The sequence below is a fragment of the Serratia sp. (in: enterobacteria) genome, from assembly GCF_051654945.1.
Taxonomy (GTDB): Bacteria; Pseudomonadota; Gammaproteobacteria; order Enterobacterales; family Enterobacteriaceae; genus Chania.
The window spans coordinates 352,540-367,589 of the sequence record NZ_JBOFZA010000118.1 but is presented as its reverse complement, the minus strand read 5'-3'; the positions used below and the strand labels follow the sequence as shown (position 1 = coordinate 367,589).

The following is a 15,050-nucleotide window of genomic DNA, read 5'->3' as shown; positions in this document are numbered from 1 at the left end:
GCCAGGTATCATTTATGCAGCGGTATCAGCAGTTTTTTGGGAGCGCTCAGGAAGGATGTCGCAGGGTGATATTCCCCCCTTCAGGAAAGGAGGGAATAGCGGTAGTGCGAAGCGTTATTAATTGGCCGGTTGGGCTGGCTGTTCTGTTTTGCCGTCTGCCTGTTGAGTTTTATCGTCCATGCTATTCTTGAGCTCTTCGGTCTTGGCCTTGGCCTGCTGCGCCAGATCGTTGGCACCGTTGATTGCATCGGCTTTGATGTTCTTGGCCTGATCGATCAGTTGCTGGCTCTGTTTATCCGCATCCTGTTTGATCGCTGCGGCCTTGGCTTTGGCCTCAGCAGTGAGCGCATCCGCCTGTTTAGCGGCGTCATCCTTAATGGCAGAGGCCTGATCTTTGAGCTGATCCGTCTGAGCCGAGGCGGCCTGCTTGATTTGCTCCGCTTTGGCTTTGGCATCGTCAGTCAGTTGATCTGCTTTCTTTTCCGCCGCGTCTTTCATCTGTTCGGCACTGTCTTTGGCCTTATCCAGATGGGAATCGACCTTGGCATCATCGCAGCCCACCAGCAGTAAACCTACCATTGAGGCCAATAGCACTTTATTCCACGATTTCACGGTCTAGCTCCTTACGGTTATCTTGAGATTGCGAGATTCATCTTAGAGCAACTTTGCCGTACAAGCCAAATTTGACCAGCGTATCGCGTTGTTCTCATGGCAGTTCAACAGTGGCCGTTTTCTGTGTTAGACTGGGCGCGTTTTCCTGCCAGTTTTGGTTGAGGTGCTTTTCTGAATACGCCGGCACAGCTTTCACTGCCACTTTATCTACCCGATGATGAAACTTTTGCCAGTTTTTATCCGGGTGAGAACCCATCCTTATTAGCCGCGATCCAATCCGCAGTCCGTCAGGAGCATGGTAGCTACATCTATTTCTGGTCACGCGAAGGCGGGGGACGCAGCCATTTGCTGCATGCAGCCTGTGCCGAACTCTCACAGCGTGGCGAAGCGGTGGGCTATGTCCCGCTGGATAAACGCGCCTATTTTGTGCCTGAAGTGTTGGACGGCATGGAACAGCTGGCGCTGGTCTGCATCGATAACATCGAGTGCATTGCCGGTGATGAAGAGTGGGAGATGGCGATTTTCAATCTCTATAACCGCATTCTGGAAACGGGCCGCACCCGCCTGTTTATCACTGGCGACCGTCCGCCACGCCAGTTGAATCTGCACTTGCCGGATCTGGCTTCGCGCCTGGATTGGGGGCAGATTTACAAGCTACAGCCGCTGTCGGACGAAGAGAAGCTGCAAGCGTTGCAACTGCGCGGCAAACTGCGTGGCTTTGAACTGCCGGAAGACGTGGGCCGCTTTCTGCTCAAACGTCTGGATCGTGAAATGCGCACGTTGTTTATGACGTTGGATCAGCTCGATCGCGCGTCGATCACCGCACAACGCAAACTGACCATTCCGTTTGTGAAGGAAATTCTGGGGCTGTAGCTAGCCACTATTCCCCATTCCCCACCCGTGGATTTTTCAGCCTTCGTGCAACAGCGCACTGCGAAATGACAGGATATGCGCTTGTGCTGCACTTGCTGCGGCGTCGCTGTCCTGTGCGGCCAACGCGCTGATAATCGCCCGATGCTCGTCGATAACTTCCTGCATATGCCCTTCCCGCGACAGCGTGCTGGCCCAGAAACGTTGAGCTCTGGCGTGCAGTACGCTCAGAATATCCGTCAGCATGTTATTGCCAGCGATCTGCGCCAGCTCTTGATGGAACTGATGATCCAGCGTCATCATCCGCACCCGGTCACGATCCTGGCTGGCGGCTTCGATCTGCTGGTTGAGCGCGTTCAGCGCGGCCACCTGTGGCGGGGTGATCTTGGCACTGGCCAGCCGCATACACAGCATTTCATTGGCCAGGCGGACATCAATCAGCTCTAGCGCATCGTCTATCGACAGCGGCGAGACCATCACCCCTTTGCGCGGGATCACCTGCAACAAGCCCTCATTCGCCAAACGGTGGATCGCCTGATTGATCGGCGTTCTGCCCATATCCAGCTCACTCATTACCTGCGCGGTATTGAGGTACTCACCCGGTTTGTAACTCAGCGTCACCAAGGCCTGCTTGAAGCGGCGGTAGGCCACTTCATTGAGTGACAAGCCAGCTTCCTCTGCTACCGGGAACCCCCGATCCTCTGCGTCAATGGTCTTCACATGCTACTCCTGCAAGAAGAAATTTTTAGACATGGTACACAAAAACGTCACATGGCAGTCGCTTAGTTGGTAACTGAAGATATAGTGAAATTTCACACCATTTTAACCAAAGGGACACAATTGCCATGAGGCTGACCTTTACTTTACCAGAAACCTGTATTGCCAAGACGTTGGATGCCGAAATCGATCATCTGGTCATCGCTGGCTGGACTGGCCGTGATTATAAGGCAATTCAACATCATATTCAGGAACTGGCCGAGCTGGGCGTTCCCCAGCCCAGCAGCGTCCCGCTGTTTTACCGTGTGGCGGTTAACCAACTCAGCCAAAGCGATTGCATCGAAGTGATCGGCGAGGCGACCTCCGGCGAAGTGGAACCGCTGATCTTCAGCCATGGCGGTGAATTGTATGTTTCGCTGGCGTCGGACCATACCGATCGTCAGCTGGAAGTACACAGCGTAGCACTGTCCAAGCAGATCTGCGTTAAACCGGTGGCGCGCGCCGCGTGGCCGTTACGCGAAGTGAGCGATCACTGGGACAGCTTGATCCTGCGTTCATGGATCAAGGAAAACGGTGAGTTTCAGCTTTACCAGCAGGGGACGCTTGCCAGTCTGCGCACCCCAGGTGATTTACTCGAACGTTATTTGGCTGGCCAGCAGTTGCCTGAAAGTGGCATGGCGCTCCCCCTGCTGCCGAGTGACGGTTTGGCAATGACCTGTGGCACGGTAGCGGCAATTGGCGGGATCCGGCCCGCAGCCGAATTCCGTATGGAACTGGTGGATGAAGTGTTGGGCCGCACCATTGCCCATAGTTATCGCAGCATCGAGCTGCCGGTGGTGGCGTGATGGCAAAGTTAACGCTTGTGCAGGCCGCAGCCGGGTTGGCCAATGGGGAATTTACCTCCAGGCAGTTGATCGCCGCTGCCTTGGCGCAGATCGCCGATCCGCAAGGCGAAGGAAAACGGACCTTTACCCAGGTTTATGCCGATTGGGCACAACAGCAGGCACAGGAGGCTGACCAACGTCGTGCGGCAGGTAAACCGTTGTCTGCTTTGGATGGGGTACCGGTATCGATCAAAGACCTGTTTGACGTGAGTGGGCAGGTGACTACAGCCGGTTCGCGGGTGTTGGCTGGTGCTGCGGTAGCCAAAAAGCACGCTGCGATTGTGGAGCGCCTGTTGCAGGCTGGAGCCGTGGTGATCGGTAAAACCAACATGACCGAGTTTGCCTACTCCGGGTTGGGCATCAATCCGCACTTTGGCACTCCGGCTAACCCTTGGGATCGCGCCGCCCGACGTATACCGGGTGGTTCATCTTCCGGTGCAGCGGTCGCGGTGGCCGATGGTATGTGCTGCGGTGCCGTTGGCAGTGACACCGGTGGTTCGGTGCGTATCCCGGCGGCTTTCTGTGGTTTGACGGGTTATAAACCTACCGCTAGGCGGATTGCCAGCACTGGACTGTTGCCGCTGTCACCTTCGCTGGACTCTATCGGGGTGATCGCTCACGACGTTGCCAGTTGTATTGCTCTGGATGCCGCCATTGCCGAACAAGCCTTGCAACCAGAGCCACAATCTTTGGCGCAGGCGCGCTTTGCCGTACCGCAAACGCTGGTGTTGGATGGGTTGGACGAAGAGGTTGCCACGGCGTTCCAACACAGTCTGCAGCGTTTGGCACAGTCAGGTGCGCAGATTGAAGCTATCCCCTGTAGCGAATTCGCCGAATTGGCGCAAATCAACGCTGCCGGTGGGTTTACCGCACTTGAGTCCTGGCATTGGCACCGGTCGTTGATTGCCGAACATGCTGATGATTATGACCCGCGAGTGTTGTCACGAATTCGTCGTGGTCAGCCGCTGGGTGAGGGCGATCTGCAGCAGCTACGGCAGTTACGTGCCAGTTGGCAGCAGCGGGTGACAGCCAGGGTACAAGGCTTTGACGCATTGTTGATGCCAACCGCGCCACAGCTTGCGCCAACCATTGCCGAACTGGCAGAGGACGATGAAGCCTACTTCCACGCCAACGGTGCAGCGCTACGTAATCCTTCCGTGATCAACTTTCTTGATGGCTGCGCGTTATCACTACCCTGCCAACGGCCAGGGGAAGCCCCCGTAGGTCTGATGGTGGCCGGGTTACCCATGCACGATCAGGCGTTGCTGGGTTGGGCGTTGGCGATCGAGCGCTGCCTTGCCAGCGCGTGATTTTTTTGCAGGGTACGGCCTTGCCTTACTGATATTACCAGGAGATTACCTATGACCAGTTCCCCGAACGGAATGCTGTTTGTCGCAACGGATGTCGCCGCGCAGGATGAGGCGGATTTCAATCAGTGGTATGACCGCGAACATGTCGAAGAGCGGGTGCGGGTCCCCGGTTTTCTTTCGGGCACGCGTTACCAGGCTTTGCAGGGAGGGCGAAAATATCTTGGGCTGTATAAAACCGCTTCTCTGGCCAGCTTTACCTCACAGGCTTATCGCAACGCTTTTAGCCAACAGACGCCGTGGTCGGTTGCCAGCCTGGACAAGATGCGCGATCCCATGCGCCGGGTCTGTACGGTTGAAGCCGTCACCGGACAGGGCAGCGGTAGCCATCTGAGCATTATCACTCTGGAACCCGCCGATCTGGGCATCCTGAAAGATCACATTACTCACCTGGGAGCACAGCTTGCCGAACTGCCCGGTTTCGTCCGTAGCAGCCTGTTGGTGCCGGATGCCGAGCTCAGTTCGCCGTTACCGAAAGAGTCACGGGAAAATCGCCAGTTGCTGCCGATGTTATTGATTGAAAGCAGCAGCGCAGAGGCAGGGCTGCAATTGAGTGGAGTGGCTTGCCACACGTTGAAAATCCCAGCTGACGAGGTGGTGCATTACGCACTTGGCTGGCAACTGACTTCACAGGAGCTGGCATCATGAATTCATCGACTACTGAGACACCGATTGTAGATTTATCGGTGCAGGAACACGCCGCAGCTCCGCCTAAAACCGGCCGGCTGGCGGCAGCCAGTTCAATAGGCACCGCGCTGGAATGGTATGACTTCACCGTTTACAACATCATGGCGGCGCTGATTTTCAACCATGTGTTCTTCCCGTCATTCGATCCACTGGTCGGCACCATTCTGGCGTTTTCCACTTACGCGGTCGGCTATGTTTCGCGGCCTATCGGCGGCATCGTCTTCGGGCATCTTGGTGACGTGTTGGGAAGGCGGTTTGTGCTGGTTGCTACGCTGGTGATCATGGGGGTGACGACCACGTTGATGGGGCTATTGCCCGGCTACGCGAGCTGGGGGATTTGGAGCCCGCTGCTGTTGGTGGCACTACGTTTTATCCAGGGCATTGCGTTGGGTGGCGAATGGGCCGGAGCCGTGCTGTTGTCGATGGAACATGGAAAACCGCATCAGCGCGGACGTAACGCCTCGTTTGCACAGGTAGGCCCCTCTTGCGGTTCGCTGATTGGTACCGGGCTGATCACACTGGTGACCATGGCCATGTCGGCAGACGACTTCCAACAATGGGGATGGCGTATTCCGTTCCTGCTGAGCCTGGTGTTGGTGATCTTTGGTCTGTGGCTGCGTCGTGGAGTGGGGGAAACTCCGGCGTTTCTGCAGTTGGAAGCGTCGAAGGATGTTACCCAATCCCCGATCCGCGAGGTTTTCACCCAACACCCACGCTCGTTATTGATCGCCGGTGGTTCACGTATTGGCTCTGACGTGTTGTACGCCTTGGTGGTGGTATTTACCCTGACTTATGTGACTACGGTACTTAACCTGCCGCGGCCACTGGCGCTGACGGCCACCATGCTGGGGGCGATCGGCAATGCGATCACCGTGCCGATGTTTGGCGCCTTATCCGATCGCTTTGGCCGCCGGCCCGTGTATATTGGCGGGGCGCTGGCGGGGATCGTCTGGGCATTTGCTTTCTTTGTGTTGCTTGATAGCAGCCAGCCGGTGTTGATTTGTACCGCCGTGGTGGTTGGCCTGCTGATCCATGCGGCGATGTTCGGCCCGCAGGCGGCTTTTATCACCGAACAGTTCCCGACCAGGGTGCGCTATGCGGGTTCTTCGCTGGCTTATACTTTGGCGGGGATCGTCGGGGGAGGCTTTGCGCCGCTGATTATTGCTTCGCTATTTACTTCTTTTGACAGCACGCTGGCGATTTCGGCCTATGTCGCAGTGGCTCTGTTGATTACCTTGTGGGCGTTGCTCGCCGCGCGGGAAACAGCACATACCCCGTTGTAAATTCAGCCGCCGGGCGGATCAACGCCCGGCTTGCCGTCAAGGGATCACAAGATCTCCAACACCTGCTCCGGTGGTCTGCCAATGCGGGCTTTGCCGCCTTTGACCACGATTGGGCGTTCGATCAGTTTCGGGTTGGCCACCATCGCTTGCAGCAGTTGCTCTTCGCTCAGGGTTTCATCCGCCAGTTTCAGCTCCTTGTAGAGCTCTTCTTTGTTACGCATCAATTCACGGGCTGAAGTGAAACCGAGCTGTTGCAGCAGTTTTTTCAGCTCAGTGACGGAAGGCGGCGTATCCAGATACAACACCACTTGTGGCGCGACGCCATGCTGTTCCAGCAGCGCCAGCGTCTCGCGGCTCTTCGAGCAGCGCGGGTTGTGATAAATGGTGACGTTGTTCATTTTTCTGTTTCCTTGTTCATCAGCTGCGTTGGAACTTGCTGAAGGTTTTCTGCAATTGGCGTAATTGATCGATACGTGCGTCGTAGCGAGCCTGTTTCAGGCTACCGAGCTTTTGCAATGAACTGGCGTTGCTGAGCAAACCGATAGCCTGATCCAGGCGGCCTGCCAGCGCCATGCTTTCAGCCCGGGCAGAGAGTTCTTCATCGCGTAACCCTTGGGCGGCACTGGCTTGAGCCAGCAGATCCCAGCCGTTTGGATCGTCCGGATGGGCAAACGTGTAGCGGTTGAGGATTTTTGACGCCTTGGCGGGTTGGCCGCCTTCAACATAGGCGTTAGCCAGGTTGAGTAACAGCACCGGGTTATTGCTTTGCGCCGCATTGGCAGCCTCAAGGCGGGCAATCGCCTGGGCCGCTTTATTTTGACCCAGGTCGATGTCGGTCATCAGATCCAGCATCCAGACGTTTTTCGGCTCCTGCGCCAATATTGGCTGGATGAGATTACGGGCCTGATCGTATTTTTTGGCTTCGTAGAACAGGATCGCCCGGCCATATTTGGCGGCCATCTGTTCGCGTATGTTGCCTTTGCTGTAGGTATCCAGTACGTCTTCGGTCAGGCCGTAGCCTTCCGAACTGTACATGCCCAGCGCGCGTACCCTGGCCAGCAGATAGTCCTGGCTGGATTGCACCAGATGACGTGGCATTTGGTTGGCGCGGTTGCGGGCGTCTGAAAGGCGGCTATCCGGCAAGGGGTGCGTCAGCAGCATTTCCGGCGGTTTGGAGGCGTAGCGAGACTGATCGGCCAGCTTTTGCAGGAAGTCAGGCATGGCTTCCGGATCGAACCCTGCCCGCTGTAAAACCTGAATACCGATACGATCGGCCTCTTGTTCATTCGCCTGGGTGAAGCTGATCATCCCCTGCTGTGTACCTGCCAGCGTACCGCTCAGCGCGGCCATACCCATGGTTGGGTTAGCCATCGCCAGCAGGATCGAGCCTAGTGCGCCCACCCAGGTCAGCGGCGCGTTGCGTTGCTGATCTTCCATGGCACGAGCCAGATGGCGCTGGGTAACGTGCGAGATTTCGTGCGCCAGGACCGAGGCCAGCTGGCTTTCGTTGTCGGTTTCACGGAACAGGGCCGAGTGCAGCACCACGTTGCCGCCGAAGAAAGCAAAGGCGTTGATCTCGTCGTTACGCACTAAAAAGAAGTGGAACGGGGTGCGGACCGAATAGGCGCTGGCTACCAGCCGGTTACCCAACTGGTTGATATATTGGGTCAATAACGGATCGTTAATTAACGGGGCGCTAGCGCGCAACTGTCGCACGTAAAAATCGCCCATGGTCAGTTCCTGGCCGATGCTCAACGTTCCCCCTGCGGAGGTGCCCATATCCGGCAGTTGGTCTTGCGTCTGGGCGTTTACCGGCGCCAACGCAGAGGTGCAAAGCGAGCCGAGCAACAGGACTGTTAGCGCTGTTTTGGTCAACCGGATGGTCATAGTCTGGCAATCCCTCAATAAAGTCATCAACTAAGACGTCAGCATCAGATAAGAGTTCTTCTTCCGTGCCAGACTCTCCAGTACAATCAGCGCGAAAGTGCGTTGGCTCACAAAAATGCATTTCAGGGGATCGTGCGCCTGAGCGGCATAACGCTATCACATCATAGCCAGCCGCAGCCCACATTGAAACGTTTGCACGGTGATAACCGGGCTAAAATTATTTAAAAATCATGTCAAACCTGCTCGGCCGCACAGGGATTGGCGAGCCTCACCCCCATTGATGGAATAAGGAGCAATCTCTGATGTTGGAGATGTTATTACAGTGGTACCGACGTCGTTTCACCGATCCGCAAGCAATCGCGCTGTTGGTGATCCTGGTGGCCGGGTTCTGCATCCTCTATTTTTTTCACGGTATCTTGACCCCCTTGCTGGTGGCGCTGGTGCTTGCCTATCTGCTGGAGTGGCCAACCGCGCGCCTTCAGCGACTAGGGTGTTCGCGTACCTGGGCGGCGAGCCTGATGCTGATTGTGTTTGGCGGTATTGCCATGTTGCTGGTGTTCGTGGTCGCGCCAACTGCCTGGCAGCAGGGCATTAACCTGATGACCGATTTACCGGGCATGCTTAATCAGTTCTACAACTATGCGGCGACCTTGCCGAAACGCTATCCGGAGCTGGTGGATGCGGGCATCATCGATATGATGGCGCAGAACCTGCGTGAGCGACTGTCGGGGATGGGCGAATCGGTGGTGAAATTTTCGCTTGCCTCACTGGTCGGGCTGCTGACGCTGGCTATCTATCTGATCCTGGTCCCTTTGATGGCGTTCTTCCTGCTGAAGGACAAAGAGCAGATGATCAATGCGGTGCGCCGTGTGCTGCCGCGTAACCGTGGGCTGGCAGGGCAGGTGTGGGTCGAAATGAACCAGCAGATCACCAACTATATTCGCGGCAAGGTGCTGGAAATGGTGATCGTTGGGGTCGCGACCTATCTGGTGTTCTTCATTCTGGATATGCGCTATTCCCTGCTGTTGGCGGTGTTGGTCGGCCTTTCGGTGCTGATCCCTTACATCGGCGCGGTGCTGGTGACGATCCCGGTGGTGGTGGTGGCGATGTTCCAGTGGGGCATTGGTGCTGACTTCTGGACGCTGATTATCGCTTATCTGGTGGTGCAAGGCCTGGATGGTAACCTGCTGGTGCCGATCCTGTTCTCCGAGGCGGTCAACCTGCATCCGCTGGTGATCATTCTTTCGGTGATTATCTTCGGCGGCCTGTGGGGCTTCTGGGGCGTATTCTTTGCCATCCCGTTGGCGACGCTGGTGAAAGCCGTGATCCACGCCTGGCCGGATGACATGCTGGTTGATGTGGGCGACGAGGTGAAATAAGGCGGGAAAATAAAGCGCAGCATCAGTTGCTGCGCTTTACCATTTTACTGCTGCAGGTAGTTCAGAACGATTTCGTGGTGATTGGTGGTCTTGAAATCATCAAACACTTTCTCAACCTTGCCGTCGGTGCCGATCAGGAAGCTGATACGGTGAATACCGTCATAGGTTTTGCCCATGAAGGTTTTCTCGCCCCAAACGCCAAACTGCTGAGCTACCTGATGATCTTCGTCGGATAGCAGAGTGAAATTGAGCAGTTCTTTCTCAACAAAACGCGAGAGCTTTTCGGGTTTATCGGTGCTGATACCCAGCACTTCGACGCCCGCTTTCTTCAATTCGTCCATATTGTCCCGTAACCCGCAGGCTTGTACGGTACAACCTGGCGTCATGGCTTTGGGATAAAAGTAAACCAGTACTCGTTGTCCCTGGAAGTCGGCCAAGTTAATTTCCTCGCCATCCTGGTCGAGTAAACTAAATTTCGGCGCTGTATCACCGGCTTTCAATGGGCTCATCACTACTCTCCATCTTTCTCATCATGCTGTGGATAGTTCACCACGCTAATACTGCCTTGCGCATTCAATTCTGTACATAGGCGATAAAAGGCTTGTTCGATATTTGTCGCATCCTGGCCACCGGAACTGTGAGCGGTGATCTGGATATAGAGCTGGGAAGGGCGCTCGCCCTGGGCGGGTTGAGTCCGCGACACCAGCTCGGCAATGTTCATCTGGCTCGAATCAAACAGGCCGGTAAACCGCTCGATGATATGCGGGGAGTCTTTTACCTCAACCTGTACCCACACTGTAGCTGGCATTGGCGGTCTTTCTTGCGAGTTTGTGCGTTTCATCACGATCAGCAAATCCAGCTCGGCGCCTTTTTGCGGCAAAGTGGATTCGATCAGGGTTATCGCGTTCCAGCTACCTGAAAGCAGCATGATAAAGGTGAACTCTTCACCCAGCATGGCCAGACGGCTATCTTCGATATTGCACCCGCAGCTACTGACGTGGCGGGTGATGGCGTTGACGATACCGGGGCGATCGGCGCCCAGTGCGGTGATCACCAGATAGTGTTCATCAGGCTTAGGCAAAATGCAGCTTCCTGTCGTACTGAATGGGGTTACCATGGTAAACACAAAAAAAACCGCCTGCCAAGCGCTTAGCACACGTTGTTTGCTTGCTTTTGAATAGGTGACAAAAGTACCATGGGTGACTTGTTTGCGAAGGGGACGGCCAATGTTTACGGGAAGTATTGTTGCACTGGTTACGCCGATGGACACCAAAGGTGCTGTCGATCGTGCGAGCCTAAAAAAACTGATTGATTATCATGTAGCCAGTGGGACCGCGGCGATCGTTTCCGTTGGGACTACCGGTGAGTCCGCCACGCTGGCCCATGACGAACATGTGGACGTGGTCTTGCAGACGCTGGAACTGGCCGCAGGCCGTATTCCGGTAATCGCTGGCACGGGTGCCAACGCCACCAGTGAGGCTATCTCGCTGACGCAGCGTTTCGGCAATACCGGTGTCGTGGGTTGCCTGTCGGTTACGCCTTACTACAACAGGCCGACCCAGGAAGGTCTGTATCAGCATTTCAAAGCCATTGCCGAGAGCACCGATCTGCCGCAGATCCTCTATAACGTGCCTTCGCGCACCGGTTGTGACATGCTGCCGCCAACGATCGCTCGTTTGGCCAAAATTAAGAATATTGTTGCCGTTAAAGAGGCAACAGGGAACTTAAGTCGTGTTAGTCAGATCCAAGTGCTGGTTGATGATGAAGACTTCATTTTGCTGAGCGGCGATGACGCCAGCGGTCTGGACTTCATGCAACTGGGTGGCAAAGGGGTGATTTCCGTGACGGCTAACGTGGCAGCCCGTGAAATGGCTGAACTTTGCCGCCTGGCGGCGCAAGGCAACTTTGCCGAAGGCCGCCGTTTGAATCAGCGCTTGATGCCTTTGCATCAGGATTTGTTCGTAGAAGCAAACCCAATCCCGGTGAAATGGGCCTGTAAGGCATTGGGATTGATGGCAACCGATACGATGCGTCTGCCTATGACGCCGTTGACCGACGCTGCCCGTCCTGTCGTGGAGCGTGCGTTGAAAAGCGCCGGTTTGCTGTAACTTTTAGGGAAATTTGATGGCTTATTCATTGCAAAAGTCGACGCTAGCAACGGTCGTGGGATTAGCGCTGGTGATGACGCTGGCGGCTTGTTCTACCGATCAGCGCTACAAACGCCAGGTCAGTGGCGATGAGGCCTATCTTGACGCCGCACCGCTCAAACCGATGAGCGCGCCGTCTGGCCTGATCCTGCCGGTGCAAACTGGTAATTATGAAGTTCCGGCAAGTGCGCAAAAAGGCGCGGTTGGCAAGCAACTGGATATTCGTCCACCGGCACAGCCGCTGGCTCTGTTGAGTGGTTCCCGTGCTCAATACGCGGGTGACAGTGGTACATTGCTGCTGGAAAGCAGCCCGCAGAACCAAAACCTGTGGTCACGCGTCGCCAGCCTGTTGCAGACGAAAAACATTCCGATCGCCTCACGTACGGATGCCAGCCAAACGCTGACGACCGACTGGGTGAAGTGGAGCCGTCTGGATGAAGATAACCAGTACGAAGGCCGCTATCAGATCACGGTACAGCAGCAAGGCTACCAGCAGGCGCTGGTGGTGAAAACCCTCGAACTGCGCCAGCAAGGGCAAACCGATAAGGTGACCGATCCTTCTCAAATTCAGCGCTATAACACGATGATGATGAACACCATCGTTGAAGGCCTGGATAAGCAGGACACCTTATCGAGCAGCCAGTCCGCCAACCGTGTAGGCGTGTTGGATGTGCAGAGCGGTGCGGATGACACCGGCTTGCCGACGCTGATCGTGCGCGCGCCGTACACGATTGTGTGGGATCGTTTGCCACCGGCACTGGAGAAAATGGGGATGAAAGTGGGTGACCGCAGCCGTCCGCAGGGTACCGTTGCCGTTACCTATAAATCCCTGAGCACCAGCGATTGGGATGCCTTGGGTGCCAAAGATCCTGAACTGAAAGAGGGTGATTACAAACTGCAGGTCGGTGATTTGAATAACCGTACCAGTTTGCAATTCATCGATTCCAAAGGTAAACCGTTGACCCAGTCGCAGAACGATGCCCTGGTCGGGGTGCTCCAGACGGCTTTCAGTAAAACCAGCGTTAAATAATTACATCCAGGGGCTACGGCCCCTTTTCGACTGTTTGGCGAAGTTCAAAGGCAGCATCCTTGGTCTTTATCAGCCCCGAAAAGGGGGCTTTTAACCTCAGAGGAGTATGTCAGCGGTCTGAGGGGCTATGGCCCCTTTTTGTTTTGCTGATACGGTATCGTTTGCGTCGCAGATTTGGCACAATAGTTATCAGCAAACCAAAGAACTTATCAGGTCAATTTTGTGCCCGGTAGGCTGCCTGGCAGCCGGAAGGTACCACCTCATTGGAGTAAGTTAAGATGCAAAAGCTAGCTGAACTGTATCGCGGCAAGGCAAAAACCGTCTACACCACCGAAAACCCGGATCTGCTGGTGTTGGAATTCCGTAACGATACGTCAGCACTGGATGGTCAGCGCATTGAGCAGTTCGATCGTAAAGGGATGGTGAACAACAAGTTTAACCATTTCATTATGAGCAAACTGGAGGAGGCGGGTATCCCAACGCAGATGGAGCGCCTGCTGTCAGATAACGAAGTGCTGGTGAAAAAGCTGGAGATGGTACCGGTTGAGTGTGTGATCCGTAACCGTGCCGCAGGTTCTTTGGTCAAGCGCCTGGGCATTGAAGAAGGCCTGCCGCTGAATCCTCCGCTGTTTGATCTGTTCCTGAAGAATGACGCCATGCACGACCCAATGGTGAACGAATCCTATTGTGAAACCTTCGGCTGGGTGAGCAAAGAGCATTTGGCGCGGATGCGTGAGCTGAGCTACATGGCGAACGACGTGTTGAGCAAGCTGTTTGACGATGCGGGCCTGATCCTGGTCGACTTCAAGCTGGAGTTCGGGTTGTTCAACGGCGAAGTGGTGCTGGGTGACGAGTTCTCACCGGACGGTAGCCGCCTGTGGGACAAAAATACCCTGGCCAAGATGGACAAAGACCGCTTCCGGCAGAGCCTGGGTGGCCTGATCGAAGCCTACGAGGAAGTCGCTCGCCGTATCGGTGTGAAGCTGGACTAATTCGTGTAAGGTGACGTGCTCCTCCACTTTGAAAGCCAGGAACGGTAGCCAGATTGTGGCACGTTCAGTCCCCTCTCCCTCAGGGAGAGGGGCATCACGGAACACATTATTGTGCATTCTGACTGGTATTATTCCTTTTGGGTGAGGGTCTAAATCAGCAAAATAATCCTCTCTCGCTCCTCATTCACCACTTTCCAGAAAATTACTGCATTCCCTCCGCCGCCAACGCCTTATAATAGTAACCAGAGCAAGTTTTCCGATCACATTTGGAGTTTATTTATGCGTTGGCAAGGGCGTCGTGAGAGTGACAATGTCGAGGATCGCCGTGGGCAGTCTTCCGGTCTGGGCGGCGGTGGCGGGTTTCGTGCACCGGTGGGCGGCAAAGGCGGCCTGATTATTCTGGTGGTGGTGCTGGTTGCTGGCTACTACGGCATCGATCTGACTCCCCTGTTGAACGGCGGAGATGTCTCGCCACAAACTCAGCAGCAAAGTGCCAGCATCAGCCCGCAGGACGATCAACTGGCCAAATTTACCTCGGTGGTGCTGGCATCCACCGAAGATAACTGGCAGGGGATCTTCAAGCAGATGGGGAAAAACTACCAGGACCCTAAATTAGTAATGTACCGGGGAGCAACGCGTACCGGCTGCGGCACTGGCCAATCGGTAATGGGGCCGTTCTACTGCCCGGCGGATGATACGGTCTATATCGACCTCTCGTTCTATCAGGATATGAAAACCAAGCTGGGCGCGGGCGGCGACTTTGCCCAGGCCTATGTGGTTGCGCATGAGGTGGGCCACCACGTGCAGAATCTGTTGGGGATCGAGCGCAAGGTTCGTCAGATGCAGCAAGGGGCCAGCCAGGCCGAGGTTAACCGCCTGTCGGTGAAAATGGAGCTACAAGCCGACTGTTTTGCGGGCGTTTGGGGCCACTACGCCGAGAAACAGCAGATGCTGGAAGCGGGCGATCTCCAGGCCGCACTGAATGCCGCACAGGCGATCGGCGATGACCGTTTGCAGCAGCAAAGCCAGGGGCGAGTGGTACCGGACAGCTTTACCCATGGCACCTCGCAGCAGCGTTATACCTGGTTCAAACAAGGTTTCGACAGCGGCGATCCTAATACCTGCAACACCTTCGCCTCCCGTTGATATGACTCAGTGCCGGTGCTGAATGCCCTATGGATTTCAAGTTGCAGCT

At 55.5% G+C, this 15,050-nt stretch carries 16 protein-coding genes; 10 read left to right on the top strand and 6 right to left on the bottom strand.

The features are described 5' to 3' along the window. Positions 1 to 117: 117 nt before the first annotated feature. Positions 118 to 612: an E3 ubiquitin--protein ligase gene (locus tag ACRDCA_RS27075; RefSeq protein WP_438692264.1), complete on the bottom strand. Its 495-nt coding sequence runs from the start codon at positions 610 to 612 to the stop codon at positions 118 to 120. A 171-nt stretch (positions 613 to 783) separates the two neighbouring features. On the opposite strand from ACRDCA_RS27075, the gene hda reads away from it, so the two are divergent. Continuing rightward, complete coding sequence (hda, locus tag ACRDCA_RS27070; protein WP_025120768.1) at positions 784 to 1,485, top strand: DnaA inactivator Hda; 702 nt, start codon at positions 784 to 786, stop codon at positions 1,483 to 1,485. A gap of 36 nt (positions 1,486 to 1,521) precedes the next feature. On the opposite strand, the gene ACRDCA_RS27065 is transcribed toward hda, so the two are convergent. Then, a complete protein-coding gene (locus ACRDCA_RS27065) occupies positions 1,522 to 2,202 on the bottom strand; it encodes a GntR family transcriptional regulator (RefSeq protein WP_438692263.1) in 681 nt (226 codons plus the stop codon). Between the two features lie 125 nt (positions 2,203 to 2,327). Here ACRDCA_RS27065 and ACRDCA_RS27060 point away from each other — a divergent pair, with 125 nt between their 5' ends. From ACRDCA_RS27060 to ACRDCA_RS27045, 4 genes are read left to right on the top strand one after another with little or no spacing between them, the layout of a single operon-like run. Next, complete coding sequence (locus ACRDCA_RS27060) at positions 2,328 to 3,044, top strand: DUF2848 domain-containing protein (protein WP_438692262.1); 717 nt, start codon at positions 2,328 to 2,330, stop codon at positions 3,042 to 3,044. Next, positions 3,044 to 4,393 (top strand): amidase, encoded by a 1,350-nt coding sequence (locus ACRDCA_RS27055; RefSeq protein ID WP_438692261.1) that lies wholly within the window; start codon positions 3,044 to 3,046, stop codon positions 4,391 to 4,393. The genes ACRDCA_RS27060 and ACRDCA_RS27055 overlap by 1 nt, the downstream gene beginning before the upstream one ends. A gap of 51 nt (positions 4,394 to 4,444) precedes the next feature. After that, complete coding sequence (locus ACRDCA_RS27050) at positions 4,445 to 5,098, top strand: hypothetical protein (RefSeq protein WP_438692260.1); 654 nt, start codon at positions 4,445 to 4,447, stop codon at positions 5,096 to 5,098. Continuing rightward, positions 5,095 to 6,420, top strand: coding sequence for an MFS transporter (locus ACRDCA_RS27045; RefSeq protein WP_438692259.1), 1,326 nt, complete (start codon positions 5,095 to 5,097; stop codon positions 6,418 to 6,420). The genes ACRDCA_RS27050 and ACRDCA_RS27045 overlap by 4 nt, the downstream gene beginning before the upstream one ends. Positions 6,421 to 6,464: 44 nt before the next feature. Here the strand turns inward: ACRDCA_RS27045 and arsC are convergent, their stop codons facing one another. Both arsC and ACRDCA_RS27035 read right to left on the bottom strand, forming a co-directional pair. Next, positions 6,465 to 6,818 carry an arsenate reductase (glutaredoxin) gene (gene arsC / locus ACRDCA_RS27040; protein WP_438692258.1) on the bottom strand — a complete coding sequence of 118 codons (354 nt, stop codon included), beginning with the start codon at positions 6,816 to 6,818 and terminating at the stop codon, positions 6,465 to 6,467. 19 nt (positions 6,819 to 6,837) lie between these two features. Then, positions 6,838 to 8,307, bottom strand: a complete 1,470-nt coding sequence (locus ACRDCA_RS27035) for a beta-barrel assembly-enhancing protease (protein WP_438692257.1) — start codon at positions 8,305 to 8,307, stop codon at positions 6,838 to 6,840. 302 nt (positions 8,308 to 8,609) lie between these two features. On the opposite strand from ACRDCA_RS27035, the gene ACRDCA_RS27030 reads away from it, so the two are divergent. Beyond that, on the top strand, positions 8,610 to 9,686 hold the full coding sequence (locus ACRDCA_RS27030; RefSeq protein ID WP_438692256.1) for an AI-2E family transporter: 1,077 nt from the start codon (positions 8,610 to 8,612) through the stop codon (positions 9,684 to 9,686). Positions 9,687 to 9,730: 44 nt separating this feature from the next. Here ACRDCA_RS27030 and bcp read toward each other — a convergent pair whose 3' ends face one another. Together bcp and ACRDCA_RS27020 are read right to left on the bottom strand one after the other, a co-directional pair. Next, on the bottom strand, positions 9,731 to 10,195 hold the full coding sequence (gene bcp / locus ACRDCA_RS27025; RefSeq protein ID WP_021178751.1) for a thioredoxin-dependent thiol peroxidase: 465 nt from the start codon (positions 10,193 to 10,195) through the stop codon (positions 9,731 to 9,733). Between the two features lie 2 nt (positions 10,196 to 10,197). After that, positions 10,198 to 10,803 carry a glycine cleavage system transcriptional repressor gene (locus ACRDCA_RS27020; protein ID WP_071998208.1) on the bottom strand — a complete coding sequence of 202 codons (606 nt, stop codon included), beginning with the start codon at positions 10,801 to 10,803 and terminating at the stop codon, positions 10,198 to 10,200. A gap of 109 nt (positions 10,804 to 10,912) precedes the next feature. Between ACRDCA_RS27020 and dapA the strand changes: the two genes are divergently transcribed. The 4 genes from dapA (at position 10,913) to ypfJ (ending at position 15,001) form a co-directional block, all read left to right on the top strand. Then, on the top strand, positions 10,913 to 11,794 hold the full coding sequence (gene dapA, locus ACRDCA_RS27015; RefSeq protein WP_025120778.1) for a 4-hydroxy-tetrahydrodipicolinate synthase: 882 nt from the start codon (positions 10,913 to 10,915) through the stop codon (positions 11,792 to 11,794). Between the two features lie 16 nt (positions 11,795 to 11,810). Continuing rightward, positions 11,811 to 12,863 carry an outer membrane protein assembly factor BamC gene (bamC, locus tag ACRDCA_RS27010; protein ID WP_438692255.1) on the top strand — a complete coding sequence of 351 codons (1,053 nt, stop codon included), beginning with the start codon at positions 11,811 to 11,813 and terminating at the stop codon, positions 12,861 to 12,863. A gap of 278 nt (positions 12,864 to 13,141) precedes the next feature. Further along, positions 13,142 to 13,855, top strand: a complete 714-nt coding sequence (purC, locus tag ACRDCA_RS27005) for a phosphoribosylaminoimidazolesuccinocarboxamide synthase (protein ID WP_021178747.1) — start codon at positions 13,142 to 13,144, stop codon at positions 13,853 to 13,855. A gap of 279 nt (positions 13,856 to 14,134) precedes the next feature. Beyond that, positions 14,135 to 15,001 (top strand): KPN_02809 family neutral zinc metallopeptidase, encoded by an 867-nt coding sequence (gene ypfJ / locus ACRDCA_RS27000; RefSeq protein ID WP_438692254.1) that lies wholly within the window; start codon positions 14,135 to 14,137, stop codon positions 14,999 to 15,001. Positions 15,002 to 15,050: the final 49 nt, after the last annotated feature.

Excerpts from the sequence above, each read along its gene's own strand:
- ACRDCA_RS27060 (WP_438692262.1), top strand. The coding sequence starts at position 2,328 with ATGAGGCTGACCTTTACTTTACCAGAAACCTGTATTGCCAAGACGTTG.
- ACRDCA_RS27055 (WP_438692261.1), top strand. The coding sequence starts at position 3,044 with ATGGCAAAGTTAACGCTTGTGCAGGCCGCAGCCGGGTTGGCCAATGGG.
- ACRDCA_RS27050 (WP_438692260.1), top strand. The coding sequence starts at position 4,445 with ATGACCAGTTCCCCGAACGGAATGCTGTTTGTCGCAACGGATGTCGCC.
- ACRDCA_RS27045 (WP_438692259.1), top strand. The coding sequence starts at position 5,095 with ATGAATTCATCGACTACTGAGACACCGATTGTAGATTTATCGGTGCAG.
- arsC (WP_438692258.1), bottom strand. The coding sequence starts at position 6,818 with ATGAACAACGTCACCATTTATCACAACCCGCGCTGCTCGAAGAGCCGC.
- ACRDCA_RS27035 (WP_438692257.1), bottom strand. The coding sequence starts at position 8,307 with ATGACCATCCGGTTGACCAAAACAGCGCTAACAGTCCTGTTGCTCGGC.
- ACRDCA_RS27030 (WP_438692256.1), top strand. The coding sequence starts at position 8,610 with ATGTTGGAGATGTTATTACAGTGGTACCGACGTCGTTTCACCGATCCG.
- bcp (WP_021178751.1), bottom strand. The coding sequence starts at position 10,195 with ATGAGCCCATTGAAAGCCGGTGATACAGCGCCGAAATTTAGTTTACTC.
- ACRDCA_RS27020 (WP_071998208.1), bottom strand. The coding sequence starts at position 10,803 with ATGGTAACCCCATTCAGTACGACAGGAAGCTGCATTTTGCCTAAGCCT.
- dapA (WP_025120778.1), top strand. The coding sequence starts at position 10,913 with ATGTTTACGGGAAGTATTGTTGCACTGGTTACGCCGATGGACACCAAA.
- bamC (WP_438692255.1), top strand. The coding sequence starts at position 11,811 with ATGGCTTATTCATTGCAAAAGTCGACGCTAGCAACGGTCGTGGGATTA.
- purC (WP_021178747.1), top strand. The coding sequence starts at position 13,142 with ATGCAAAAGCTAGCTGAACTGTATCGCGGCAAGGCAAAAACCGTCTAC.
- ypfJ (WP_438692254.1), top strand. The coding sequence starts at position 14,135 with ATGCGTTGGCAAGGGCGTCGTGAGAGTGACAATGTCGAGGATCGCCGT.